25 protein-coding genes are annotated in these 25,709 nt (G+C 62.0%); 14 read left to right on the top strand and 11 right to left on the bottom strand.

What is annotated here, in order from left to right; all coding sequences use genetic code 11:
- Positions 1–132 precede the first annotated feature (132 nt).
- The 8 genes from Q0025_RS01620 to Q0025_RS01585 all read left to right on the top strand — a co-directional run bounded on the left by Q0025_RS01620 (position 133) and on the right by Q0025_RS01585 (position 8,063).
- On the top strand, positions 133–693 hold the full coding sequence (locus Q0025_RS01620; RefSeq protein WP_297295326.1) for a polysaccharide biosynthesis/export family protein: 561 nt from the start codon (positions 133–135) through the stop codon (positions 691–693).
- 12 nt (positions 694–705) lie between these two features.
- A complete protein-coding gene (locus Q0025_RS01615; RefSeq protein WP_297295324.1) occupies positions 706–1,908 on the top strand; it encodes a glycosyltransferase family 4 protein in 1,203 nt (400 codons plus the stop codon).
- A gap of 11 nt (positions 1,909–1,919) precedes the next feature.
- Positions 1,920–3,455 carry an undecaprenyl-phosphate glucose phosphotransferase gene (locus tag Q0025_RS01610; RefSeq protein WP_297295323.1) on the top strand — a complete coding sequence of 512 codons (1,536 nt, stop codon included), beginning with the start codon at positions 1,920–1,922 and terminating at the stop codon, positions 3,453–3,455.
- Positions 3,445–4,620, top strand: coding sequence for a hypothetical protein (locus Q0025_RS01605; protein ID WP_297295321.1), 1,176 nt, complete (start codon positions 3,445–3,447; stop codon positions 4,618–4,620). Before Q0025_RS01610 ends, Q0025_RS01605 begins: the two co-directional genes overlap by 11 nt.
- Entirely contained in the window at positions 4,617–5,900 is a 1,284-nt protein-coding gene (locus tag Q0025_RS01600; RefSeq protein WP_297295319.1) for a hypothetical protein, read from the top strand. Before Q0025_RS01605 ends, Q0025_RS01600 begins: the two co-directional genes overlap by 4 nt.
- Positions 5,893–6,267, top strand: a complete 375-nt coding sequence (locus Q0025_RS01595) for a DUF423 domain-containing protein (protein ID WP_297295317.1) — start codon at positions 5,893–5,895, stop codon at positions 6,265–6,267. Before Q0025_RS01600 ends, Q0025_RS01595 begins: the two co-directional genes overlap by 8 nt.
- Positions 6,268–6,350: 83 nt before the next feature.
- Positions 6,351–7,601: a glycosyltransferase family 4 protein gene (locus tag Q0025_RS01590; protein WP_297295315.1), complete on the top strand. Its 1,251-nt coding sequence runs from the start codon at positions 6,351–6,353 to the stop codon at positions 7,599–7,601.
- A gap of 51 nt (positions 7,602–7,652) precedes the next feature.
- Complete coding sequence (locus tag Q0025_RS01585; protein ID WP_297295313.1) at positions 7,653–8,063, top strand: response regulator; 411 nt, start codon at positions 7,653–7,655, stop codon at positions 8,061–8,063.
- 32 nt (positions 8,064–8,095) lie between these two features.
- Here the strand turns inward: Q0025_RS01585 and Q0025_RS01580 are convergent, their stop codons facing one another.
- Positions 8,096–9,001 (bottom strand): FecR domain-containing protein, encoded by a 906-nt coding sequence (locus Q0025_RS01580; RefSeq protein WP_297295311.1) that lies wholly within the window; start codon positions 8,999–9,001, stop codon positions 8,096–8,098.
- Positions 9,002–9,037: 36 nt separating this feature from the next.
- On the bottom strand, positions 9,038–10,372 hold the full coding sequence (locus tag Q0025_RS01575) for a lipopolysaccharide assembly protein LapB (RefSeq protein ID WP_297295309.1): 1,335 nt from the start codon (positions 10,370–10,372) through the stop codon (positions 9,038–9,040).
- Between the two features lie 289 nt (positions 10,373–10,661).
- Here Q0025_RS01575 and Q0025_RS01570 point away from each other — a divergent pair, with 289 nt between their 5' ends.
- Positions 10,662–12,542, top strand: a complete 1,881-nt coding sequence (locus tag Q0025_RS01570) for an AsmA family protein (RefSeq protein WP_297295307.1) — start codon at positions 10,662–10,664, stop codon at positions 12,540–12,542.
- Between the two features lie 20 nt (positions 12,543–12,562).
- On the opposite strand, the gene Q0025_RS01565 is transcribed toward Q0025_RS01570, so the two are convergent.
- From Q0025_RS01565 to Q0025_RS01545, 5 genes are all read right to left on the bottom strand, one after another.
- The gene (locus tag Q0025_RS01565) at positions 12,563–12,805 is read right to left on the bottom strand and encodes a hypothetical protein (RefSeq protein ID WP_297295305.1); all 243 of its coding nucleotides are present in this window, start codon (positions 12,803–12,805) and stop codon (positions 12,563–12,565) included.
- A 322-nt stretch (positions 12,806–13,127) separates the two neighbouring features.
- Positions 13,128–13,304, bottom strand: coding sequence for a hypothetical protein (locus tag Q0025_RS01560; RefSeq protein WP_297295303.1), 177 nt, complete (start codon positions 13,302–13,304; stop codon positions 13,128–13,130).
- 71 nt (positions 13,305–13,375) lie between these two features.
- Positions 13,376–14,065 (bottom strand): Crp/Fnr family transcriptional regulator, encoded by a 690-nt coding sequence (locus Q0025_RS01555; protein WP_297295301.1) that lies wholly within the window; start codon positions 14,063–14,065, stop codon positions 13,376–13,378.
- A gap of 109 nt (positions 14,066–14,174) precedes the next feature.
- On the bottom strand, positions 14,175–15,131 hold the full coding sequence (folD, locus tag Q0025_RS01550; RefSeq protein WP_297295299.1) for a bifunctional 5,10-methylenetetrahydrofolate dehydrogenase/5,10-methenyltetrahydrofolate cyclohydrolase: 957 nt from the start codon (positions 15,129–15,131) through the stop codon (positions 14,175–14,177).
- Between the two features lie 31 nt (positions 15,132–15,162).
- Complete coding sequence (locus Q0025_RS01545; protein ID WP_297295298.1) at positions 15,163–16,074, bottom strand: aldose 1-epimerase family protein; 912 nt, start codon at positions 16,072–16,074, stop codon at positions 15,163–15,165.
- Positions 16,075–16,249: 175 nt separating this feature from the next.
- Between Q0025_RS01545 and Q0025_RS01540 the strand changes: the two genes are divergently transcribed.
- The 4 genes from Q0025_RS01540 to Q0025_RS01525 all read left to right on the top strand — a co-directional run bounded on the left by Q0025_RS01540 (position 16,250) and on the right by Q0025_RS01525 (position 20,642).
- A complete protein-coding gene (locus tag Q0025_RS01540; protein ID WP_297295296.1) occupies positions 16,250–16,627 on the top strand; it encodes a DUF2147 domain-containing protein in 378 nt (125 codons plus the stop codon).
- 128 nt (positions 16,628–16,755) lie between these two features.
- Entirely contained in the window at positions 16,756–19,110 is a 2,355-nt protein-coding gene (locus Q0025_RS01535; protein WP_297295294.1) for an ATP-binding protein, read from the top strand.
- Positions 19,107–19,472 (top strand): response regulator, encoded by a 366-nt coding sequence (locus tag Q0025_RS01530; RefSeq protein ID WP_297295292.1) that lies wholly within the window; start codon positions 19,107–19,109, stop codon positions 19,470–19,472. Before Q0025_RS01535 ends, Q0025_RS01530 begins: the two co-directional genes overlap by 4 nt.
- A 15-nt stretch (positions 19,473–19,487) precedes the next feature.
- A complete protein-coding gene (locus tag Q0025_RS01525) occupies positions 19,488–20,642 on the top strand; it encodes an adenylate/guanylate cyclase domain-containing response regulator (protein ID WP_297295290.1) in 1,155 nt (384 codons plus the stop codon).
- On the opposite strand, the gene Q0025_RS01520 is transcribed toward Q0025_RS01525, so the two are convergent.
- Positions 20,639–21,622 (bottom strand): aminoglycoside phosphotransferase family protein, encoded by a 984-nt coding sequence (locus tag Q0025_RS01520; RefSeq protein WP_297295288.1) that lies wholly within the window; start codon positions 21,620–21,622, stop codon positions 20,639–20,641. The two genes, Q0025_RS01525 and Q0025_RS01520, sit on opposite strands and share 4 nt — an antisense overlap.
- 307 nt (positions 21,623–21,929) lie before the next feature.
- Between Q0025_RS01520 and Q0025_RS01515 the strand changes: the two genes are divergently transcribed.
- On the top strand, positions 21,930–23,522 hold the full coding sequence (locus Q0025_RS01515; RefSeq protein WP_297295286.1) for a radical SAM protein: 1,593 nt from the start codon (positions 21,930–21,932) through the stop codon (positions 23,520–23,522).
- On the opposite strand, the gene Q0025_RS01510 is transcribed toward Q0025_RS01515, so the two are convergent.
- The 3 genes from Q0025_RS01510 to Q0025_RS01500 all read right to left on the bottom strand — a co-directional run bounded on the left by Q0025_RS01510 (position 23,523) and on the right by Q0025_RS01500 (position 25,698).
- A complete protein-coding gene (locus tag Q0025_RS01510) occupies positions 23,523–23,957 on the bottom strand; it encodes an SgcJ/EcaC family oxidoreductase (protein ID WP_297295284.1) in 435 nt (144 codons plus the stop codon). It lies immediately after the preceding gene.
- 141 nt (positions 23,958–24,098) lie between these two features.
- Complete coding sequence (gene scpB / locus Q0025_RS01505) at positions 24,099–24,818, bottom strand: SMC-Scp complex subunit ScpB (protein ID WP_297295393.1); 720 nt, start codon at positions 24,816–24,818, stop codon at positions 24,099–24,101.
- Positions 24,819–24,888: 70 nt separating this feature from the next.
- Positions 24,889–25,698, bottom strand: coding sequence for a ScpA family protein (locus Q0025_RS01500; protein ID WP_297295282.1), 810 nt, complete (start codon positions 25,696–25,698; stop codon positions 24,889–24,891).
- Positions 25,699–25,709 lie beyond the last annotated feature (11 nt).

Genomic DNA, 25,709 nt, shown 5'->3' with positions numbered 1-25,709 from the left:
AATTATGGTTGAAACGAAGTTAATTCCAAACATCGGCCCCGACGCGAGAGTTAAGCTTTGTTAACCATAATAAATTACAAAAGCCGCGCGATCTCAGTTCCTCTGTGAAACCTTCACGCGGTGGCCATCGACATGCGGCGCTCTTTCGTTTCGCTCTGCCTGCTCGTTTTATATCTTGTGCTGGGCGCCTGCGCGACAACGACCTATTCAGCCCTCCTCGATACCAATCCCGATGCGCCCTATACGCTTGCGAGCGGCGACCGGCTGCGGATCATCGTGTTCGGGCAAGACAGCCTCAGCAACTCTTATGCCGTTGATGGGACTGGCCATATTGCGATGCCCCTGATCGGCATCGTGTCGGCCGCGGGCGATACGACGAGCACATTGGCGCGCAAAATCGAAGCGCGGTTGCGCGACGGCTTTATCCGCGATCCGCATGTTTCGATCGAGGTCGAAGCCTTCCGCCCCTTCTTCGTCTTGGGTGAAGTGACGACGCCCGGGCAATATCCCTATGTCAATGGCATGACCGCCGAGACAGCCGTTGCGATCGCCGGCGGCTTCACGCCGAGAGCCTATAAGGACATGGTTGATCTCACCCGCGTCATCGACGGACGGCCGATTACCGCTTCGGTGCCGATCCTTCATCTGATAAGACCCGGCGATACGATCGTCGTCCGCGAACGCTATTTCTGACGAGGCGTCAGCATGATGTCGAAACCGTCGACCGGGCCGGAGCAAAAGCTGCGCATCCTGCATGTCCTGCGGGCGCCGATTGGTGGTCTGTTTCGCCACGTCATCGATCTGACGCGCGAGCAGATCGCCCGCGGTCATTCTGTCGGGCTCGTTACCGATTCTATTACCGGGGGCGCCCGCGGCGATGAAGTCCTTGGCGCGCTGGCGCCCGCTTTGGAGCTTGGCCTCTTGCGCATTCCCATGCGCAGGCCGGCGCATCTGCTCGATCTGCCCGCGGTATGGCGTGTGGCGCATTATGCGGCCGGCTTGAACGTCGATGTGATTCACGGCCATGGATCGAAAGGCGGCGCCTATGCGCGGCTGCCCGCTCTCCTGCCCTTCAAGGGCAACGCGGTCCGCGCCTATACGCCGCACGGCGGCAGCTTCAATTATCGCTCCGCCCCGCTCGTCGAGCGCGCCTATATGGCGGCCGAACGCCTGATGGTCGCGGGCACCGATGTCTTTCTCTTCGAAAGCTCCTATATCGCGCAGCAATTTCGCCGCAGGGTGGGGCCGACGACGAAGCTGACGCGCATCGTTTATAACGGCCTCGCTCCAAACGAATTTCTGCCGGTGCGCCCGCTGCCGGGTGCGGCCGAATTTCTCTATGTCGGCGAATTGCGCGCAGCCAAGGGGATCGACACGCTGATCGACGCCCTCGCGCTTCTCTCGCAAGGGCAAGTCAAGCCTCGCCTCGTGCTTGTCGGTAGCGGCCCGGACGAAAGCAAACTGGCCGAATTGGCGCAGGCGCGCGGCGTCGCCGGACAGATCACCTTTGCCGGCTTGCTGCCGGCGCATGAGGCCTTTCCGCTCGGCCGCATCCTCGTCGTACCGAGCCGCGCCGAATCCTTGCCCTATGTCGTGCTGGAAGCGGCTGCCGCGCAAGTGCCCATCGTCGCCACCGATGTGGGCGGCATCAACGAAATTTTTGGTCCCTTCCGCGACCGGCTGATCCCGCCCGACGATCCGCATGTCTTGGCGGAAATCATGCGAAAGATGCTCGCCCGCCCGGCTGCGGAAACCGATGCGGACAGCCAAGCCCTTGCAAGCTTCGTGAAGACCAAATTCAAGATCAGCGACATGGCGGATTCCGTCCTTGCCGGCTATGTCGAAGCGATGGCCAATCGGCGTAACCGCGGCGCCGCCGCGACATCCTTTGCCCTTCCCTCTTCGTGAGACAGCGGAACATGGCAAAATTCTCGCTCTCCGATCTGCAAAAGACCGAGCCCGCAGCGCCGGCTTCGAGCAATTCGGACATGAGCAGCGACGCCCTCGCCGCGGCGGCGCGCGCCATGCAGAGCGGCGCCAATGTGCCGGGCTTTTCGCGGGTGGTTCTCGAAGGTCTCGTCCGCTTCGTCGAATGTCTGCTGATCACCGCCACCGGCTTTGCCATCTATTATTTCTACATCGCCCGGTCGGAGGGCTTTAGTCAGCCCTACCTCCTTGGCGTGCCGCTGGTTGCGGGTTTCGCTGTGCTCGCACTGCAAAGCGCCGAGCTTTACAAAATCAGCGCCTTCCGGCGTTTTCCCGCCGATGGCCTGCGCCTCGCCGGTGCGGTAACGGTCGTCTTCGCCATTGCCCTGGCGCTGATCTTTTTCTTGAAGCTCGATGCGGTTTTCTCGCGCGTCTTCATGCTCGCTTGGTATGGCGGCAGCCTCGCCGCGCTTGCCGGCGAACGCGCCGCGCTTGCCCTGCTCGTCGATCGCATGATCCGCACCGGTCGCCTCGCCCGTCGCACGGTGCTCGTCGGCGGCGGCAACGCGGCCGATGCGCTGCTCAACCAGTTGGCGGCGCAGCCGCAACCCGATCTGCAAATTCTCGGCATATTCGACGACCGGACGGACGAACGTTCGCCGGCCGTCGTCGCGGGCTTCCCGAAGCTCGGAACGGTCGATGATCTTCTCGCCTTCAGCCGCAGCACGCGCATCGACCTGATCATCTTTACCCTGCCGATCACCGCAGAACAGCGCATACTCCAAATGCTGCGCAAACTCTGGGTACTGCCGATCGATATCCGGCTTGCGGCGCATATGAACAAGCTGCATTTCCGGCCGCATTCCTATTCCTACATCGGCAGCGTTCCGCTCATCGATATTTTCGACAAACCCATCGCCGGGTGGGACGTCATTCTCAAATATGCCTTCGACAAGATCGTCGGCGGTCTGTGCCTTCTGATTTCTTTACCGGTGATGGCGATCGTCGCGCTGGCGGTGAAACTCGATTCGAAGGGGCCGGCGCTGTTCCGCCAAAAGCGTTATGGCTTCAACAATGAGGTCGTCGAAGTCTTCAAGTTCCGCTCGATGCGCACCGACATGCTCGACTTCGACGCGACAAAGCTCGTAACCAAAGACGATCCGCGCGTCACCCGCGTCGGCCGCTTCATCCGCAAGACCTCGCTCGATGAATTGCCGCAGCTCTTCAACGTCGTATTCAAGGGCAATCTTTCGCTCGTCGGACCGCGACCCCACGCGCTGCATGCAAAGGCCGCGGAACGTCACTATGACGAGGTCGTCGACGGCTATTTCGCCCGCCACCGCGTCAGTCCCGGCATCACCGGCTGGGCGCAGATCCATGGCTGGCGCGGCGAGACCGATACGCCGGAAAAAATTCAAGGCCGCGTCGAATGCGACCTCTATTATATCGAGAACTGGTCGATCCTGCTCGACATCTACATCCTGCTCGCGACGCCCTTCGCGTTGATCAAGAACAGAAATGTCTATTGACTGCAGGCGTCGTATCGCGCTCGGTGCGCTTATCCTCGGTCTGATGGCCGGCGGCGCCGAGGCGGCGAGCTTGCCGCAGATCGACCTCGTGCTCGGCGGGACGCCAGACGTCGTCTTCGACATGAATCGCCAAAGCTGCAACCCGCCGGATGTGATGCCTGACGTCAATCCGCGCGCCTTTCGCGACAGCCGCGGCATGATTGTCTTTTTCGCGCTTCACTCGGTCAATCGGACGCTCCGCGGCCCCGACCTTTCCCATCTGAAGCTCGATTGCCATGTCGTTCTGGACAGCGGCAATGATCCCGATCCCGCCCATTACAACGATCGCAATTTCATCACCGCGACATGGACTGAAGACGGGCGCAATGTCGCTGCGCTTGTCCACCACGAATATCATGCCGACGATTTTGGCCGTTGCCGCGTGAACGATGCACTCGGCTGCTGGTACAATACGATCCTCGCCTACCATTCGACCGATGGCGGCGCGGATTTCATCCGCTCCACGCCCTTTGTCATCGCTGCTGCGCCGTTCACGCAGGACGTCGGACAGGGCCGCCATCGCGGGTTTTTCAATCCGTCGAATATTTTTTCCGATGGCCGTTATGAATATTTCTTCGCGGCGACGACAGGCTGGGAGGGACAGCCCTTCGGCGCTTGCCTGTTTCGCTCGGCGACGCCGCTCGATTCCGCGTCGTGGCGCGCCTATGATGGCCATGCGTTCAGCATCCGCTATGTCGATCCCTATCGCCAATCGGCGGACGCAGTGAAGCCCTGCGCCCAGATCGCGCCGTTCACCTCTCCCGTCGGCGCCGTCGTGCGCGCGCGACAGTATGGCCTGTGGATCGCCGTTTTCGAAGCGCAACACAACGAAGACATGTTTCCCGTCGACGGCATTTATTACGCGACGGCGCGCGATCTCCTGCATTGGAGCCTGCCCAAACTGCTGCGCGCCGGGCCGACGATCTCCTCAGATCTTTGTACGATGAACAACGCGGTCTCCTATCCGTCTATCCTGGCCGACGATTCGACCGGCCGGAATTTCGATAATTTCGGCAGCGATGCATTTCTTTACTTTGTCGTCATCGCGACGGAGCATTGCCGGCCCGGCGCGCGCCTCTTGATGCGCCAGCGGCTGCAAGTCCTGCCGGAGGGATTGCGCCCATGACATCGGCCCCGACATCAAGCGCGATGCCCGTCGCCATGCGGCGCCGGCGTTTGACCTATGAGAATGTGGTCGATGCGGCCTTCGCCGTCTTTATGTTTGTGGGCTGCGTCGAATTCATCGAGCCGTCGCCCTATGATCTCGTCTCGCTCATCGCGATCCCGTTGTGGTTCCTCGGAGGATTTAAGATCAACGCCGTCCAGGTGCTGATCTCCGCTCTTTGGCTCATCTTCCTGTTTTGCGGTTTTGTCGCCTTGGTGCCCTATTGGGGCGAAGATTCGGCGCGGATTTTCCAACTTCTAGAGCTTTATCTTGTCGGGACGACGATCGCCTTTACCTTGTATTTCGGCGAACGGACGCTTCACCGGAGTGAAATCTGCTTGCAGGCCTTCACCTGGGGGGCACTCTTCTCAGCTTTCCTCAGCCTCTTGAGCTATTTCAATATCGCCGGCCTCGGCGTGAAGCTCATCACCGTCGAAGGCCGCGTCTCCGGTACTTTCAAAGATCCGAACGTGTTCGGATCCTACCTCATTCTCGCTCAAGCCTTTTTGCTGCAAAAACTACTCCTTGGCACAAGCGCGCGGCGCATCCTCCTCGTATTGCCGCTGGCGCTTCTGCTGATCGGCACCTTCGTTTCCTATTCGCGCGGCTCATGGGGCTCGTCGATCGTCTGCCTGACGATGATCGGCGTGGCGAGCTTCTTCACCGCCGACAATGCGGCGACGCGGCGGCGCATCCTCTTCACCGGCTTTGCCCTTCTCGCGCTCATTGTTCTGATGTTGGTGATCATCCTCTCGCAGGATAGTATCCGCGAATTCTTCCTGTGGCGCATCGGCTCGCATGACTATGATGAGGGGTCGACCGGTCGCTTCGGCAATCAGGAACATGCCCTGCCGATGCTGCTCGATCTTCCCTGGGGCTTCGGGCCGCTGCGGTTTCGCGATTATTTCGGCCTCGAGCCGCACGAATCCTATATCGGCGCTTTCGCCAATGATGGCTGGCTCGGTGGCCTCACCTGGATCTTGATCGTGGTCTTGACGGGCGTCGTCGGTTTTCGCTTGATGGTTGTGCGCAGCCCCTTCCGAAGACTTGGACAAATTGTCTGGCCGACGCTCTGCGTGGCGCTATTGCAGGGATTCCAGATCGACATCGACCATTGGCGCCAGGTCTATTTATTGTTCGGGATGGTCTGGGGATTCGAGGCCGCGCGTGTGCGGTGGCGCAATCGCCAGCGCACAGCGACGCCGCCACCACGCATCGAGGCAAGGGCGGATTATGGGTAGAACGACAGCGATTTTTGCCGGTATCGCGGCGCTTCTCGGCGCCATTGGCGTGGCGGAAGCCGCCGCCGCTGCGCATAGCGTTTCGAATCCGCTTTTGAAAACGGCCTCGAACTTTCTGATCGTCAATGCCGCGGCGATCATCGCGCTCTGCGCCTTCGCCGAGACTGCGGCGGCCTCGAGCCGCATGCTGCGCATCGGCATTGCCGTGCTGCTTCTCGGGACATTGCTTTTCGCCGGCGAGCTGACGAGCCATGTCTTCCTTCCACACAGCCCCTTCGTCGCCGCCGCGCCGATCGGCGGGACGCTGACGATTTTGGGCTGGCTCATCGGTGCCGTCGGGATTTTCCGCCACGCACGCGCCCCGTGAGGCCCCCGGCGCGCAATTACCGAAAGGATACGTTTACGGTCTATGAAGCCAATGCCGGCCTTTCGGCGCCAGGATCCTGAGCCTTGAAAATCGTCATCATCGCCGACCACGCCCATATCAACGGCGGCCAAGCCAAAGTGGCGATCGAAAGCGCCAAGGGCCTCGCCGCGCGCGGCCATGAGGTCGTTTATTTCGCCGCCGTCGGCCCGGCGGACGCGGGCCTAACCGCCGCCGGTGTCAAAACGATCGTGCTCGGCCAGCCGGACCTCATGTCGGCCAATTCACTGATGCGCTTCGGCGCGCAATGGCTGTGGAATGTCGAAGCGCCGCGCCGCCTGGGCGAGGTGCTCGGCGCCTGCGATCCAGCCAGGACGATCATTCACGTCCACGGATGGGCCAAGGCTTTGTCGCCCTCCATCGGCCCGGTGCTGAAGCGCACGGCGATCCCGCGCATCTTCACCATGCACGAATATTTTCTCGCCTGCCCGAACGGCGGCTTCTACGATTTTCCGGTCGCGCAGCCGTGCCACCGCAGGCCGATGTCGGTGGCCTGCATCGCGCATAATTGTGACTCGCGTAACTACATGCGTAAGCTGATGCGCGTGGCGCGTCACGCGCTGCTGCTGCAAAGCGGACTTCTCGAAAGTCTTGGCGACGTCATCACCATCAGCCGCCTGCAGCGCGAGGTCTTGCAGCCTTATTTGCCGCCCAAAGTGCGCTACCACGAGATCGGCAATCCGATCGATGTCGCGCCCCTGGGGCCGAAGCCGCCGGCGCCGCTCGGCGATTTTGTCTTCGTCGGCCGCATCTCGGCGGAAAAGGGCGCCAAGATTTTTGCCGAGGCAGCGCGCCGCGCCGGCAAAAAGGCGATCTTCGTCGGCGACGGCCCCGCCGCGGCCGAGCTGCAATCGGCTTATCCGGAAGCTGTCATCCTCGGCTGGAAATCGCCGGACGACGTGAAGACTTTGATGCGCGCCGCGCGTGCGCTCGTCTTTCCGTCGGTCTGGTACGAAGGCCAGCCGCTGACGGTGCTGGAATCGCTCGCGCTCGGCACGCCGGTGATCGTCAGCGATGTCTGCGCCGGGCGCGAGGCGGTGAAAGACGGCGTCAACGGCCGCTGGTTCAAATCCGCGGATGCCGATTCGCTCGCCGCGGCCCTCGTCGAACTTTCCGACGAGGGCGTCGCACGGACAATGGCGCAGGCCGCCTATGAGCTTTACTGGGCGGCCCCGCTGACGCTCGACCGGCATCTTGATGCGCTCCTCGCGCTCTATAACGCGGCGGCCGGCGGCAAAGACAAGCTCACGGCAGAGGCATTTGACGCCTCGCGCTAGATTGCTTAAGCATCGCCAGAGTCAACGCTTCACAATTGCAAAGCGGGCGGCGTGGGAAACGAACAGGCTGGCAGTTCAGGCGGCAGCGCGCCAAAGCCCCGCATTCTCGTCGTCGAAGACGAACCGTTCATCGCTATGCTGCTCGCCGATATGCTCGAAGAGCTCGGTTTTGCGATTACGGCAACCTTTCCGCATGTCACCGAGGCGCAGAATTATCTTGCCTCGGCCGACATCGATCTGGCTCTGCTCGACGTCAATCTCGGCGACGAGAAAATAGACCCGGTCGCCGATCTTCTCGCCGCGCGCGGCCGCCCGTTCATCTTCACGACGGGATACGGACCGCGCGGCATCCCACAAAATTATGCCGACCGGCCGGTCCTGCAAAAGCCGTTTCAGCTCGAAGAGCTGGCGAATGCGCTCGAAGCGCACCTCGGTTCTCCGGACGTTACGCCAAAATCTTGACCATCACCGCAGCCTAGCCGCAGCGCGCCCGCCTATCGCGGCGGTGGAGGCGGTGGCGGTGATGGAGGGGGCGGGGGTGGCGGCGGCGGCGGGGGTGGCGGAGACGGCGGGCTCGGCGGCGGCGTATGGCTCGACAGATTGGCCCTCGCCCCGTTCCATTGCTGCTGCTGCGAACGATTGGTGACGAAATCCTGGCCGAGATTCACCGCGCCGATCGTATCGAGCCCAGGCATGGAATCCGGATCGTTCGCCAGCGGCGTATTGGCGAGACCATAATGGCCTGCGGCGAAATCGTTGAGGTCCTTGTCGTAATGGTGATGCTGTCCGCCGCCTGACAAAAACCAATAGTTTCGATCGAGCGCCGAGAGCGATGTCTGCGTCGGATCGGCGATCCAATCGTGGCTGCCGCTTACATGCACGGTGAAGCCGGAGCGCAACAGAAGCTGGTGGTTGCGGGCGTTGGCGACATCGATATGGCCGTAATGCGACATCACCGTCACGCCGTCCGCGCCGACGCTGACCGTCATCATGCCGCCGCGCACGCCGATCGTGGCGACGGGCGTCAGCACCCGAACCCCCGATGTATGGCTGATCTGGCCGCCGATGAACCGCATGACGCCCTGCGCCATCGTCGCGGTCAGGACGCCTTTACCCGTGGCGGGATCATAGACGTATTTGTCGATCACGAGCGTTGAATTGCGGCCGACCGAGAGGGTCGTGCGGTCGAGAAACGTGATGTTTGTCGTGCCCTGGTCCGACGTGTGGATCAGCTCATTGGCGATGATGCGCGCGCCGAGAACGAGATTGCGGGCTTTTTCACCCGGCGGGGTGCCGAGAGACGCGGGTGTGACCGCGCCGACATTGCCGACGACTTGCGCCGCCGCCTTGCCGTATAAAAAGGCAAGCGCCGCCGCGCTTGCCAGCGCGGCTTGCGTCATCGGTCTTTTCGATCGCCTGCCCATCTGCGCCTCGCCTCAAAATCGCGCCGTCGGCCCGAACAGAACCGTGATATCGTCGGTGGTGAAATTCGGCAGATTGGAATTCGTCCGGGCATATTGCGCCATGCCTGACAGGCCGAATGTCGCCGTGATGGGCATATCGAGCACGACGCCGCCGTAATAGGCGAAATCGCACCGACGGACGTAGGGATTGACCGCCGGGTCCGGCGCATCGAACGAATCCCAGAGCGCGCTCACATAGGGCATGACCGTCCATTGCAGCGGAATCAGCGGGAATGGCGGCGCAAATTCGACATGCAGGCCGGCCTGGAACCCGCCCTGATTGAAACTCTGCCAATCGTTCAGCGCGCTCGCCCGCGCATAGATCGGCTCGAACTGAAGCGAAATCAGATCGGTGAATCGGTAGACGCCGGAAACGGATAGAGACACATAATTGCCGGTTCCCAATGCGGTAATCGGGATCGCGCCGGGCGTGTTGACCGAAAGATGCCGCCATTCGACGTCGGGCGCGATCGACCAGTTGGCGGCGGTGTCGATGCCGAGCGAAACACCGGCGCCGCCCGAATTCAGATAGGACGCGCCGCCGACCCAGGAGAGATTGCCGATAATGTAAGGCTTGACGGTCACGCCCGGCCAATTGACCGGATCGAGCGCCAGCCGCGGCCCGATGCTCGCCTCGGCATAGCCGAGATCGAACTGCCGCAGCGAGAACTCGCCGGTTCCATAGCCGATGAAATTGGTTTCGAGCCGATCGCCGCGCTGGTTTTCGAAATCGACAATGTTGCTGACCTTGGCGAGACCGAAGATTTGGCCGTCAGCCTTTTGCGAAATGCCCGACCCCTGGGGCGCGTTTTGGCCGAAAATATTGATGAAGCCGGAGGCCGGGAGCGCCGAAACGTTGGATTGATAGCCGAGGCCGGTCTGCAAGAAGCCGCTCCAGCGAACCGGCTGAAGCGCTTTTTCGGCTTCCGGCAGATAGGCCGTCAGGCGCGCCCGCAAGCGCGGATCGAGGTCCGGTGCCGCGGCGGCGGCCTTGAAATAGTGTACGGCATTGTCATAGGAGCCGAGGCGGAAATACAGCGTCGCCAGTTCGAAATTGGCCCGCGCCAGATGAGGCGCGAACGTCAGCAGCCGCTCAAGGGCCCCGATCGCGGCCTCGAAGTCGCCAAGCGCCGCCGAAACGCGCACGTATTCGAACGTCAGATCGAAATTGGTCGGCGCCCGCAGGGTTGCGGCAAGAAGCCGGGCCTGAGTGGCGGCCAGCGCGTCGCGGCCGCGATCATCCGCTTGTGCGGCAAAGCTGACGCTCACGCATAGGCCGACCGCCAGTCCAAGCAGGACCCTTCGCACGCCACGCCCCCGAACGCTTCAACGACCTCATCGGCCGATTGGATTTTTTATAGTGTTGCAATAAGTCTAGAGGCCTGTGAGATTCCGGCAAAGGGGGTTACACGCGCGAAAGTGGTTCCGCTTGCGCAATCTTGCCCGCTGTGTCCTCGCCGCACCTATGCGGAAGACTTTTAACTTCAATAACTTAGGCAGACGATATGATGGCGGTCGGATCTGTGACGCCAATATCCCGCAATTTTAGCGGGCAATGCGGCCGCTGCGCCCGGCCGGCTCGTGACTATTGAAGCCGATGATTGATGTCGTCTCCGGCCCGCGAACGGCCTCTTCGCCACGAAAGAGCTCCGGCAAGCTCGCCGTCATCGTCGCGGCGGCGTTGTTGCTGGGCGTCGCCGCGCTGCTGATCGTGCAGCGCCTCCTGCCGGGCGATTTTTTAAGCCGCGAGGTCGCCATCGGCCTTCAACGTTCGACCGGCTTGTCGGTGAAGGTCGACGGGCCGACGCAATTGCGGTTTTTCCTGCGGCCGCGGCTCATTATCCAAAATATTCATATGACAGATACGGCCGGTACGCTGCGGCTCGACGCGCCGCGGGTCGACGGCTATCTGCGCTTTCTGCCGCTTCTCGTCGGCCGTTTCGAGATCGGCCAGGCGGTACTTTATCGCCCGAAATTTTTCGCCGATTTCGACCGCCCGCCGCTCACGCATAGCGGGATCGTCGAGCAGGCGATCAAGGCGCCGAGCGCCGACGCCGTGCCCTCGCAGACGCGGCTCGGCATGATCGACATCGTCGACGGTGAAGCCCATTTCGAAACGAAAAAGGGCGCCACGCCCATCGTTCTCGACGCCGTCAATATGCGTTTTGACTGGCCGCGGCTCGGCGCCTCGGCCGATTTTGGCGGCGATCTCAATTTTCGCGGTACGCCGGCGCATCTGCGCGGCTGGCTCGAACAGCCGCTCGACGTTCTGCGCGGCGGCGAGTCGGCCAGCGCCTTCCAGCTCCGCTCGCCCCTTTTGACCTTCTGGTCGTCCGGTCGCGTCGCCGGCGGCGCGAGACTGCACTATAGCGGTTCGATCACCGCGAACGCGCCCGCGTTGCGCGCGCTCGCCGAGATCGCCGGCTATTCGTTTTCAAAGCACGGCACGTTCGCCAATTTGGATCTCGCCTGTGACGTCAATTTTGACGGCAACGATGCCGCCTTCACCAATCTCGCTTTGCATCTCGACGGCAATGATTATCAGGGAAATCTCGAAATTCAGGATCTGACGCGCACGCCGCATTTGTCCGGCACGCTCGCCAGCGATTTCCTCGACATAACGCCGTTCCTGACGGGATCGCACGAGCCTGCCGTATCCACCGGGCTGTGGAACCGCAAACCCCTCGATCTTCGTCAATTCGATCTTGCCAATCTCGACCTGCGCGTTTCCGCGGCACGGCTGCGGCTCTACGACATGGAGGTCCAAGACGCGGCTTTGTCGCTTTTGACAAAGCCCGGCTTGATCGATTTCACTTTGGCCGAGGCGACGTCGAACAACGGTGCTATCCGCGGGCGTTTCGAACTCACCGAAAAAGATAGATTCTTCAATCTGCGTGTCAGCGGCAACGGCAACGGCGTGAACCTGCAACCAATGAGCTTCGATGGCCGACATCCGCTCTCAGGATCGCTCGACGCCTTGATCGAATTGCACAGTTCCGGAGAAGATATCGGAGCGCTCATGCGGGGGCTCGGCGGCCGGGCGACGCTCTCGGCCAGCAACGGCACCTTTGCGGGCACCGATCTCGCCGCGACCCTGATGCATGGCATCTCGCAAAAACCGGGCGCCAAACTCGCCACGGTGGCTGGAACGACGAGTTTCGATCGTTTCCATCTGGATCTATCGCTCGCCCATGGCGTTGCGACCATCGACGCCGGTCAGGCGAGCGCGACGAATCTGCAGCTCGGCCTCGCAGGCACGATCGACATCGCCCACAAGCAGCTCGACATTCTGTCGTTCGCGCAGATCGCCGAGACGGCAGGCAAGACGCCGCGCACGATCCCCGCGCGATTCGAGCTCAAGGGTGCGTGGTCGGCGCCAAGCTTCTATCAGGGGCCGGCGGAGTTGAATCTGCCCAAGCCTTCGCAGCGAAAGAGCCTGCTGCCCGACGCGATGCCGCCACCGCCGGCAGAGGAATGACCCGTTTTCCGAGCGCCGCCTTAATGGGGGCACTTGTCATTCAAGATTTTCGCCTCGTCCGTATCCTTGAACGTCATCCCCGACGTGGCATTTCCTCCGACGACAATGGTGGCGGCCTCCGTCCACGATCCATCGCTGTTGTGCCGCCACGCATCGCAGGGAACCTTGTTGAGGTCTTGCGGCCAGCTCTGAATTGTATAGGTCGCGGCCGAGGCCGCGCTTAACGATCCGAGCAAAATCAGGGTCGCCAGAAATTTTCTCATCCCCGACTCCAAGGCAATTCGGGCCGCAACCGGCGGCCGCCATTCTCCGCAGAAGGAAAACGAGAATCGGGCGAGGCTGCAAGGCCGAGCGTCGCCATCGCAGGGCCGCCAAGCGCGCCGAGACTAGAGCTAGAAAAAGAACGCCCCGCTGAGCGGATGCGCAGCGGGGCAGTCTAATGACAGGACCGGGGGGACTTGGCCCGCCATTGATGGTGCCAAAAGAGCGCGTAATCCGTCCGGCGAATGTGTCAAAACGCACGCTCCAGCACCGATCCGAGCGGCTCCGTTGCATCGCCTTCGGCAAAAGGGGCGTGATTGATTCTCAATGATGTTCGATTTTCGGGCGCCAAGCGAGATCGTCCGACCAAACATAAATCCCGATCGCGGCCGCAAACATCAAAACGCCGAGCCAGAATAAAGGCGAATGATGGATGCGCCGCCAGTCGCGCCGCGGCGCTCCGCCATTATGCGCGCGTTTGAGGCGATGGCCTTCGTTCATGGACGATCGTTCCCCCAGGTTTTTGTTGTCGAATGCAATGCCGCCCGCGCGGTTTCATGCGCGGCAACAGGTCAATGGTCTTCGCGCAGGGCTTCGGCGAGCCGCGCTTCGAGAACATGCGGCTTTGAGAGCACCAGCGCGCCGCGGGTTTTTTCGAGCAAGCCTTCCTGAGCCATTGCCGAGAGTTCGCGCGTCACCTGTTCGCGCCGGCAGCCGATCCGCGCGGCGAGCACATGATGGAACGGCGGCGGCGTGACCGAGCGCTCGCCCGGCCTGCCCGGCCGCGGCCCAGCCATGCGCAGAAGTTCGGAATAGAGACGATGCTTCAAGTCGAAGATCGAATGCTCGGTCAGCCGCGCATTGAGTTCGCGTACTCGCGCCGTCAAAAGATGCAGCACGCGATCGCAGACCGTCGGCGAGGCGAAAATCACCTCGCGAAAGACGGCGGCCGGCATGATGCAAAGCTCGGCGCGGGTCAGCGCGGTGACATTGGCCGACCGCTTGGTGCTGTCGATTGCCGAGAGTTCGCCGAAGAACTGGCCGGCACGCATTTCGGCGAGGATCACTTCCTTGCCCGCTTGCGTCCGGATCAGGATACGGACCTCGCCGGCGATGATGAAATAGACATCGGAGGTCTCGTCTTCGTAATCGATGACGACCTCGCCCTCATCGTAGCGCCGCCAGAAGACGCGGCGGTCGAACCGGTCAAAGTCGAGATCCGTGACGTCTTTAAAAAATGGAACGCGGACAAGGGTTTGCATTGTCTTGGCCCCCGACGCCGAGGCACATGGCCCGGCGCCTTGTTTAGTTAGCGCCGCCGCTCAGCGGAACCGCGATCGGTGCCGAAGCCATGCCATTCGCGGCTTAACCTTAGTCATGCGCTAAATTCGCTGCTCGCAATGTATTCGACATCAGCATGGCAATGGTCATCGGTCCGACGCCGCCGGGCACCGGCGTGATCGCGCCGGCACGCGGCAGCGCCGATTTGAAAGCGACGTCGCCGACGAGACGCGACTTCGGCTTGCCCTGCGCATCGACGCCCTCGCCCGGCACGCGGTTGATGCCGACGTCGATAACGATGGCACCGGGCTTGATCCATTCGCCAAGCACCATCTCCGGCCGGCCGACCGCGGCCACGACGATGTCGGCCCGTCCGACAATCGCCGGCAGATCGCGGCTACGCGAATGTGCGATCGTCACCGTCGCATTTTGCGAAAGCAGCAATTGCGCCATCGGCTTGCCGACGATGTTGGAACGCCCGACGACCACCGCATCGGCGCCGGCGACGCTGACGCCGAGCGCCTTGGCAGCTTTCTCGAGCAGCACCATCGAACCCGCCGGCGTGCATGGCACGAGCGCGCGGTCGAGATCGCCGATCGAGAGGAGACCGGCATTGAACGGATGAAAGCCGTCCACATCCTTCAGCGGCGAGACGCGTTCGAGCACGCGCGTCGCATTGATGCCGGGCGGCAGCGGCAATTGGATCAGAATGCCGTGGATCTTGGGATCGCCGTTCAGGCGATCGACAAGACCGAGCAGTTCGTCTTCGCTCGTCGTCTCGGGCAAATCATATTGGACGGAATGGAAGCCGACCGTCTTTGCTGCCTTGCCTTTGGAGCGGACATAGACCTGGCTCGCGGGATTTTCGCCGACGAGGATGACGGCGAGACCGGGCTGGCCCTTCTTGCCCACGCGGGCGGCGGTCGCAGCCGCGACCTCGGCCAGCACCACTTCCGAGGCAATCTTGCCGTCGATCAGCAGCGCCTTGTCGCCTGAAGGCCGCAGGATACCCGTCTCCAAAACCGCCGCGTCCGTCGCCAAAGCCATGTCTAAGCGCCTCCCTGGTTGGAATTTCCGCTTATCTGTCAGGTTTCTGCCCGGCTGCCAAGCTATACGGCCCGCGATCAGGTGCGGCTTTATAGCGATAATGCGCCGCGTGGCGGGCGGTCCCGCCCGGCGGCAGGACGCGCATCGACGGCTTGGCGAAGAGATCGCCGGCGAAATCCTCCGGGTCGCTGAAGCCGGTCCATTGTTCGATGCAGAGATAGCCATTGCCGGGCCGGCACCAGACGCCGAAATGCGGAAAATCCTCGCTTTCGATCGCAATCGACGCGCCATCCGCCGCCTCGAAGCGGACACTGCGGCTCGCCGCATCGAGAAAGCAGAGTGCGTCATTGTCGAACAAGGCTGCGGCGAGCGGCAGAACCGAGCCCTCGAGCGGCAGGTGCCGCGTCTGCCGCGCGATCAGCCCGCCGGGGGCGATCCGCGGCACTTCAGGATTTTCGGCCTTGGCGAAGCAAAGCCGGTAATCGTCCGGGCCGCCGCTGGCAAAGGGCCAGCGGAAGCCGGGATGGAGGCCGCAGGCATAGGGCATCGGCCGCTCCCCCGTATTGGTCACCGTAATCTCGCTGGAAAGCGACCCGTCGCCGACGCAGTAGGCGATCGCGAAACGAAAATCGAATGGATAGAGGGCGCGGGTCTGGTCGTCACTCGAAAGGACGAAGACTGCCCGGTCGTCCTCATGGGCATCGAGCGCAAAGGCGCGGTGACGAGCAAAGCCGTGAAGCGCCAGCGGATAGCTTTTTCGCTCAACCCGGACTTCGCCGTTGCGGGTCCAGCCGACGACCGGAAAAAGCAGCGGCGCCGTCTCCGCCCAAACCTCGGGCCGCGCTTCCCAAAGCAGCGGCCGGCCGCCCACGGTCCAGGCCATAATCTCGGCGCCTTGTAGAGCGACGCTCGCCGAGGTTGCACCGCTCTTTATCTCGATCATCGCTATAAAATCCGTTTTTTGTCAGGGGGTTAGACGCGTATTCGAAAACACCCCGACGTGCGCTAGCGCACCTTGAGGGACAGCCGAGAGAGTTAGAAAAGGCGAAATCCGGAAACTTATTGTAAAGTTGCTGTGATTTGCGCTCTGGCTCTGCGGTCATTGAAGAGGGTACGTCATGAGAACTTGGTTGCTGACGGGGGCGACGACAGTTCTGGCGACGGCGGCGGCATTGGCCATGGTTTCTTCGTCTCCCGATCCGACCGGCGAATGGAAAATCGCCGATGGCACGGCCAATGTGGCGATCCGGCCGTGCGGCGCCAACCTTTGCGGTTTCGTCTCCTGGGCCAAGGAAAGCTCGGCAAACCTCGGCCGGCAGGTGCTCATCGATATGAAGCCGAACGGCCACGCTTGGTTCGGCACCGCCGTTAACGTTGTCGACGGCGAACAATATACCGCCCGCATGTCGCTGGAAGGCGCTCGCACCCTCAAAGTCGAAGGCTGCCTGATCGGCGGCATGATCTGCGGCGGCCAGGAATGGTCGCGCGTGAAATAAGCGCTAACCGTTCGCAATCGAAGACCTTGCCAGGCGCCCGCACGGACGGTCGCGGCCCTTCATCTCCGGCGTCGTTTATGTCAGACTTCCGTTATGCGTTTTGGCGCGCTGCGGAAGAAGGAGCAAACTTGCCGTCGCGTTTGGGGTGGTTCGGCCGCAGAAGTCTGTTCGGCAAATATGTCATCACTTTCGTCGCTCTGGTCATTTCCATCCTGGCGCTCAGCGGCGCCACCGAGATGTGGTTCACCTATAGCGATCGTAAGGCCGAACTGCTGCGCACACAGATGGAAAAAGCCGACGACGCGGCGCAGCGCGTCGAGCAGTTCATCGCCGAGATCGAACGCCAGATCAATTGGGCGACCCGCGCCAGTTCCGTCACCCTCGATCAGCGCCGCGCCGACTATGCGTTGATCCTGCAACATACGCCCGCCGTGGCGCAGATTTCGGAGCTCGACGCCAAGGGTCGGGAAATCCTGCGCTTGGGCCGCGCCGGCCTCTCGCCTGATCCGCACGAGGATTTCTCGAAATCGCCCGCATTTCTCCATGCCACGAACGCCAACGTCTGGCTCGGGCCGGTGACGTTCACGCGCCATGGTCCGACGATGCAGATTTCCGCGGCGCTCTCCGGCAAACAAATGGGCGTCGCCGTCGCAACGATCGAACTCCGATTCCTGTCAGACATTCTGAATGGCATCCAGGCCGCCGCCGGCATGTATGCCTACATCACGAAGGCCGATGGCGATCTTATCTCGCATACCGATTCATCGATGCTGGTGCACCGGCCGGATTTGCTGAAGCTGCCGCAGGTCGCCGCGCTCGCAAAAAATCCGGAAGGCGCCGTTTCGGTCGGCCGCAGCCTCGACGGGCAAGCCGTCCTTGCCGCTTCCGCGCCGATCCCCTCGATGCAATGGTGGCTTTTCGTCGAACAGCCGCTTGCCGACGCCTTCGCGCCGGTGACGGATCTGCTCGGCCGGCTGTTCATCATCTTGCTTCTGGCGCTCGTGCTCTGCATCGGCGCCGGATTGATCCTCGCGCGCTGGATGACGGTGCCGATCCAGGCAGTGCGCGACGGCGCCGCGCATCTCGCCGAAGGCAATTTCAGCCATAAGCTTGAGGTGCGGACCGGCGACGAGATCGAGGACCTTGCCGACGACTTCAACCTGATGGCCGCCCAGTTGCAGGATTCCTACGCCAAGCTCGAACAGAAGGTCGAAGAGCGCACCCACGATCTCGAACGCTCGGTCAGCGAATTGCGCGCCCTCGAAGAGGTGGGGCTCGCCCTCGCCGCTTCGCTCAATCTCAACGAAGTGCTGGCGACGATCGTCGTGCGCTCGGTCGAAGTGACCGGCGCCCACGGCGGCGCCATCTACAGCTTCGATCCCGAGCGCCGCGCCTTCAATCTCGCCGAAGCCTATGGTCTCGATCCGGATTTTGTCGCCGCGATCCGGGAGGTGAAGATCCGCCGCCCGCACGGTCTCTTGAGCGAAGTCGCCGAGCGAAAGGTGCCGATCCAAATTCCGCATATCGCCGCCGCACGCGATTTTCCCTTGCGCGGTGCGACGCTTGCCGCGGGCTTCCAATCGGCTTTGATCGCGCCGCTGATCGGCTCGGCCGAGTTTCTCGGCGTGCTGGTCATCGAGCGGCGAGAGTCCGGCTATTTTCCCGACAATACCGTCGCGCTCATCAAGACTCTCGCCAACCAATCGGTCCTGGCGATGAGTAACGCAAAATTGTTCGAGCAGGTTCAGGAAAAGAACAAGCAGCTCGCCATCGCCAACGAGCATAAATCGCTGTTCTTCGCCAATATGAGCCACGAGCTGCGCACGCCGCTCAACGCCGTGCTCGGCTATACGGAGCTCATGCAGGATGGCGTCTATGGCGAGATCCCCGACCGCGCCAAACAGGTGCTGGCGCGCATCCAAACCAACGGCGCGCACCTGCTCAGCCTCATCAACGACGTCCTCGACATTTCGAAGATCGAGGCGGGCGAACTCACCCTGTCGCTCGGCGATTATTCTCTGCGTGCCGTGATCGAAACCGTGGTGAATGCGACGGGATCGCTGGCACAGGCCAAGGGACTGCGCATTTCGACCGACGTCGCGCCCGACCTGCCGATCGGGCGCGGCGATGAGCGCCGGCTGACCCAAGTGCTCTTGAACATCGTCAGCAATGCCATCAAATTCACTGACAAGGGTGGCGTGATGATCCGTGCCAAGGCATCGGGGACCGATTTCAAGCTTTCTGTCGAGGACACCGGGCCCGGCATTGCGCCGGAGGATCAGGCACGTATCTTCGAGGCATTCCATCAAGTGGACAGCACGATCACCAAACAGAAGGGCGGCACCGGCCTCGGCCTTTCCATCAGCAAGCGTTTCATCGAGATGCACGGCGGCACCATCGGCCTCACGTCCACGCTTGGCGAAGGCTCGACCTTCAGGGTGCAAATTCCGGTGCGTGTCGATCGGCAGATGGAGGCGGCATGACAAAGCGCATTCTCGTCGTCGAAGATACCGAGGATAATCGGCAGATCCTGCGCGACGTGCTGAGCGATGCGGGGTTCGACCTGATCGAAGCCGGTGACGGCGAGGAAGGCGTGCGGATGGCCGCCAAATTTCACCCCGATCTGGTGCTGATGGACATTCAGCTTCCGATCGTCGATGGTTATGAAGCGACGCGGCGCATCAAGGCCGACCCGGCGCTGCGCCATATCCCCGTCATCGCGGTCACGTCCTATGCTTTGTCACAGGATGAGAAGAAAGCGCTCGCCGTCGGCTGTAGCGGCTATGTCGCCAAGCCTTTCAGCCCGCGCGCGCTGCTTGCGAAAATCCGTGAGTTCCTGCCATGAACAAAGGCTGATTGGTTGCGCGAACGCCCTTGCATCCTCGCTGTCGACGATGTTTTCGAGAATCTCGAGATCGTCTGCCTGCGGCTTGAGGCCAACGGTTACAATGTGATCACCGCCACCGACGGTGTCGAAGCCCTCGATCAGGCCCGCGCACACAAGCCCGATCTCATCCTTCTCGACATCATGATGCCGAAGCTCGACGGCATTTCGGTTCTGAAGGAACTCAAGGCCGATCCTGGCCTTGGCTTTATTCCGATCTTGCTTTTGACCGCCAAGGCCGATCGCAGCGACGTCGTCGCCGGGCTCGAAGCGGGCGCGGATGATTATCTGACGAAGCCGCTCGACCAGGCGGCGCTGGTTGCGCGCGTGCGTTCGATGCTGCGGATCAAGGCCCTGCACGACAAGGTGCAGGATCAGGCGCGGCAACTGGCCTTGCAGGCCGAGGAACTCGCCGAGTGGAACCGCGTCCTCGAAGCGCGCGTCGCCGAACAAGTTGCCGAGATCGAGCGCATCAGCCGGCTGAAGCGCTTTCTTGCCCCGCAGGTCGCCGATGTGATCGCGCTCTCCGGCGATCCCGACGCTCTGTTGGCAAGCCACAGCGCCGAGGTCACCGTGCTTTTTTGCGACCTGCGCGGCTTCACCGCCTTTACCGAAGCGGCGGAACCCGATCAGGTTATGAAAGTGCTGAGCGAATTCCACGCCGCGCTCGGCGATCTCATCCACCGCTATGAAGGCACGCTCGAACGCTTCGCCGGCGACGGGCTGCTGACGCTGTTCAACGATCCCCTGCCCTGTAGCGACCATACCGAGCGGGCGGTGCGGCTCGCCGTCGATATGCGCACGCAGCTTGAGACTTTGTCGGGGGATTGGCGGCAGCGCGGCCACGAACTTGGCTTTGGTATTGGCATCGCCCGTGGCACGGCGACTTTGGGGAAGATCGGCTTCGACCGCCGATTCGATTATGCCGCCATCGGCAGCGTCACCAATCTCGCCTCGCGACTTTGCGACGAAGCCAAATCCGGACAGATTCTTGTCGATCGCAACGTCTTTGCGATTGCCGAGACGCTGTTTGAAGTCGAGCGCCTGCGGCCGCTTGCGCTCAAGGGTTTTAGCCGGCCGGTTGAAGCCTTCGCCGTCCTCGGCCCCCTGCCTGCCGCTCAGCAAGCCTAATCATCATCTTGCGTCATAAGCAACGCGGCAACGACGCGCCGTGCATCGTGCACGACGACGTCGGCAATATGCGGCTGGCTCAAAATATCGGCGAAGGAAAAGATATCGGCGAGCCGGGCGATCCGCCGCCAGTCCTTCGGCAGATAGCCGCCCGCTTCGGTATAGGCGCGCGCGAGCGCTGCGGCAAACGCGGCATTGCCGTCGAAGGGCGGGCGCAGCAGATTGCCGAAATCCATGGCCGGCGAGGCGCTCAGCGCATACTCCCAATCGATGATCGCGGCGATTTCGTCGTCGCGCTCTGGGCGGATGAGAATATTCGACGCATTGAAGTCGCCATGCACAAGGCAAGGCTGCTTGAGCCACCCAGCGAGACTATCGCCGTATGTCGCGGCATAAGCGATAAGACTGCGGGCCAGGTCGCGGCCGAGCCTCTCGCCGCCGGGGCCGCGCATCAAGCTCTGCTCGAGATAGGCGAGCATCCCCTGGCGATCGAAATCGATCGGGCCCTTCACTGTGAGGTCGGCGTCGAAGAAGCCGAAAATCTCGAAGGTGAAGCTGTGGATCGCTGCAAGCGCGCGGCCGATCTTCGCGCCCACGGCGAGCAGCCGATCCTGATCCATGTCGCGCAGAGCATGTTGCAGGTCGGGTCCTTCGATCCAATCGAGGACGGCATAGGGATGGCCGGTGATGGGATTGGCTTCGCCGAGGCCGAAGAAATGCAGGACCGGCACGCGCGGCGCGATCAAGGCATCGATCGCCCGCTCCTTCTCGGCCGGCGCGACTCCGCGCTGATAGAGCCGCAACAGCAGCGGCGCCTCGCGGCGCGCAAGCCTCACTTTGTAATTGGTATTGGTGAGACCGCCTCCGACGAGCGCAAAGCCGCGGACCGTATCGCCCGGAAATAGCGGCAGAACCAGCTGCGCAACCGCGGCAGAATCGAGAGCGACGGCCGGCACCTGCCGTGGCCAATGTTCTTTCATAGCGCCGATGCCTTGGGCCGCCGATTCGTTGAGCGGAACCTGCCTGCGTCTAAAGGCAAACGTCTGCAAGCGCAATTTCTCCGCCGCAAGCCTGCCCCTGGCGCGGCGCGGTGACGACGTGCCCCTCCCGCTGAAAATTGCGGTCGCCGCCTCGCTTTCGCGTCGGGAAACTCGCTATACAGCCGAACGTTTATCGGCTTTGATCGGACGCTTGCGAGCCTGAAACCCATCGCGAAAGGCGAGACGCTTCGCTAAAATGACTCTTCTGCCAAAAGCCTTTCCGCTCTGCAGCGCAGCGCAGTCCGCAATGCCGCGAAGGAATTCCCGGCGCATTCTCTGCGTCTTCCCGCGCTACACGCCCTCGTTCGGCACGTTTGAATATTCTTACAGTTTGACTATGGGGACCCAGGCGTTCATGCCGCCGCAAGGGATTCTGCTGATCGCGGCAGCTCTGCCGAAGCATTGGCAGGTGCGCTTTATCGACGAGAATATGCAGCCGGCGACCGACCGCGACTTTGCCTGGGCCGATGCGATTTTCGTCAGCGGCATGCACATCCAGCGGCGGCAGATCGACGACATCGGCCGGCGCGCCCATCGCTTCGATAAGGTTACGGTGCTGGGCGGGCCGTCCGTTTCCTCTTGCCCGCACTATTATCCGAGCTTCGACTATCTTCATATCGGCGAGATCGGTGACGCAACCGATGATCTTATTGCCATCTTGGCGCGCGACGTGACGCGGCCTGAACATCAGGTTCTGCTCAAGACAAAGACCCGGCGCGACCTCGCCGACCTACCCGCCCCGGCTTACGAGCTCGCAAAGATCGATCGCTATCTGCTCGGCTCGATTCAGTTTTCGAGCGGTTGCCCATATAAATGCGAGTTTTGCGACATTCCCGGCCTTTACGGCCGCGTGCCGCGGCTCAAGACGCCGCAGCAGATCATCGCCGAGCTCGACGGACTGGTCGATGCCGGCGTTGCCGGCTCGGTCTATTTCGTCGATGACAATTTCATCGCCAATCGCAAGGCCGTCGCCGCGCTTCTGCCGCATCTCATCGCCTGGCAGAAGCGGCGCGGCTATCCGACCGGCCTCTCCTGCGAGGCGACGCTCAACATCGCCCGCACGCCGGACATTCTCGCCATGATGCGCGAGGCCGGCTTCGAGACGATCTTCTGCGGCATCGAAACGCCGGAACCCGACGCTTTGAGGGAGATGGACAAGAAGCAAAATCTGGCTTTGCCGATTCTCGAGGCTGTGCGCGCTATCAATCGGTACGGGATGCAAGTCGTCTCCGGAATCATCCTCGGCCTCGACAGCGACACGCCGGACACCGGGCGGCGCATTCTCGATTTCATCGATCAGTCGCAAATCCCGATGCTGACCATCAACCTGCTGCAGGCGCTGCCGCAGACGCCGCTTTGGGAGCGGCTGGCGGAAGCCGACCGGCTCGACGACGACGAGCGCCGCGAGTCGAACGTGCGCTTCCTGCTTCCCTACGATGACGTCGTGGGGATGTGGAAAGACTGCATGAAAGAGGCCTACGAGCCCGAAGCGCTGTATGCACGCTATCAATACCAGCTCGAAAACACTTGGGCCAATCGGCTCAGGCGCCCGGCAAGCAAGGCGCGGCTCTCGCCGAAAAACATCCGCCGCGGGCTCGTCATGCTGGTGAAGATTTTCTGGACATTGGGCGTACGCGCCGACTATCGCCGCACCTTCTGGCGCTATAGCTGGCCGTGGCTCATGCGCGGCAAAATCGAATTCCTGATCGCGACATCGGTGTGCATCCATCATCTTGTGATGTTCGCGCGCGACGCCTGCGCCGGGCGCACCAATGCCTCGAATTATGCGCATAGGCCGCGCGATTCCGCCGGCGCGCGCGCCCAAGTCGCAGCGGAATAGCTAGTCCTCGTTCAAAAGATCCGTTCCGTAGGAATTATCTATCAGGCAAAGCCATTTTCCGTCGGCGTTCTTGCGAAAGACGTAAGTTGCCCGGCGGACCAACGGCATTGACGCGCCATCGGCTCCCTGCGTGTCCAAGACCGCCTCCGCGATGACAAGAGCTGTGTCCCCGCTCTCGATGATCTTCATCTTGTCTTGCGTGATTTTAAGGGCGTGATTGAAGTGATCGGCAATCGCGACAAAGGCCTTGCGAATCTGCTCCTTGCCGACAGCATTCAGCCCCGGCCTGACGACGAGAGTCGCATGATCGTCGTAGAAGTCCATCACCGCTTCGAAGTCTTCTGCCATGATAGCCTTATCGGCAGCGTCGATGACGCGATGGAGTACGTGAGTTGGCATTACCGTCTCCTGTAAAATGCCGGAAGACAGGAACAAAAAACCCGCCTCACCGGCGGGCCCGCAGCTTTCGTAAAGGGACGTGCGCTAGCCACCATTCAGGAAATGGCGGGAATAATCAGCGATTAGTGGGTGCCGGCGCAGTCCATGAACCGAATTTCTCACGGACACTTGTCATGTCTATTCGTCCGCCTCGGGAACGTCGCGGTCATCATCGGCGTGCGCCGGTTCGGAACTCGCTTCCGTCTCTTCGATCACCACCTCGATGAATTCTTCCTGCGCGTCGCTTTCGAGCGGGTCTTCGTCTTCCATCAACGCGGCATCGTCGCGCGGCTGCGGCACGGCGAAGCCCGACGGCAGCACGCCCTCGAACATGCCGGCCCCCTTCAATTCCTCAAGCCCCGGCAGATCGCCGATCGCCTCGAGGCCGAAATGCAGCAGGAAGGCTTCACTCGTGCCATAGGTCAACGGCCGGCCGGGCGTGCGGCGGCGGCCGCGCAGCCTTATCCAGCCGGTTTCGAGCAGCACGTCGAGCGTGCCTTTCGAAATGGCGACGCCGCGGATGTCTTCGATCTCGGCCCGCGTCACCGGCTGGTGGTACGCGATGATGGCGAGCGTTTCGAGCGCCGCCTTCGAAAGCTTCTTCGGCTCGACCGTATCGATCGACAATAGCCAGCCGAGGTCCGACGCCGTGCGGAACAGCCATTTCTTGCCGACGCGCACCAGATTGACGCCGCGGGCGGCATAATCCTGTTTCAGACGGGCAAGCACCTCGCCGACGGCGAGCCCCTCCGGCATCCGGCGGGCGATTTCGGATTCCTCCAGCGGCTCGGGCGCGGCAAACAGCATGGCTTCCGCGATCCGCATCGCCTCGCCCATCATCGCTTCGTCGGACGGCATGGATTCACTCTCGGCCTCATCGACGAGCACTTCGGCAAATAATCGTGCGACTTCGGCCAAGTTCAGCTCCCTATTGCAATGGCGCGGGGCTTGCGGCCTCGTCGCGCTTTTTGATCCAAAGCGGCGCGAAAGCCTGATCCTGGCGCAGGCTGATCGCACCTTGACGCACCATTTCCAGCGCCGCCGCCAGCGACGAGGCTTTCACGGCGCGCCGCGCTTCCGGCGTCGTAAAATAATGGCTGAGGAAGGAGTCGAGCACCGTCCAATCCGGCGCTTGGCCGATAAGCCGCTCGAGCGCCGCGCGCGCCTCGACCAATGACCAGGTGAATCGCTGCCGCAATTGCAGTTTCGTCGACGCCTGCTTCTGCCGCTGGCGCGCATAGGCCGCAAGCAGATCGTGCAGGCTTGCCTGCCATTGCGGCCGGCGTGAAATCTCGACCCCCTCGGGCTGGCCCCGCATGAAAATCTCCCGGCCGAGCCGCGGCCGCAGCATCAGCGCCTCGGCCGCCGCGCGGATCGCCTCGAGCCGTTGCAGCCGCAGAGCCAGGGCGGCGGCGAGATCCTCAGCCAGCGGCTCTTCCTCTTTCTCTTGCTGCGGCAGCAGCAGGCGCGATTTGAGATAGGCGAGCCAGGCCGCCATCACGAGATAATCGGCGGCGAGCTCGAAGCGTAGATTGCGCGCGGCTTCGATGAAGGCGAGATATTGCTCGGCAAGCGCCAGAACCGAGATCTTGGCGAGATCGACCTTTTGCCGCCGCGCCAATTCCAGCAGAAGATCGAGCGGCCCCTCGAAGCCATCGACGTCGACGAAGAACGCCGGCTCGCCCGTCGCGGCATTCTGCTCGAAAGCCAGATTTTGCTCTGATTCAGACGGTTGCATTCGGTTTCTAA

Origin of the sequence: uncultured Methylovirgula sp. (genome assembly GCF_947646745.1) — a bacterium.
GTDB lineage: Bacteria > Pseudomonadota > Alphaproteobacteria > Rhizobiales > Beijerinckiaceae > Methylovirgula.
This window is presented reverse-complemented; position numbering and strand designations above follow the sequence as displayed.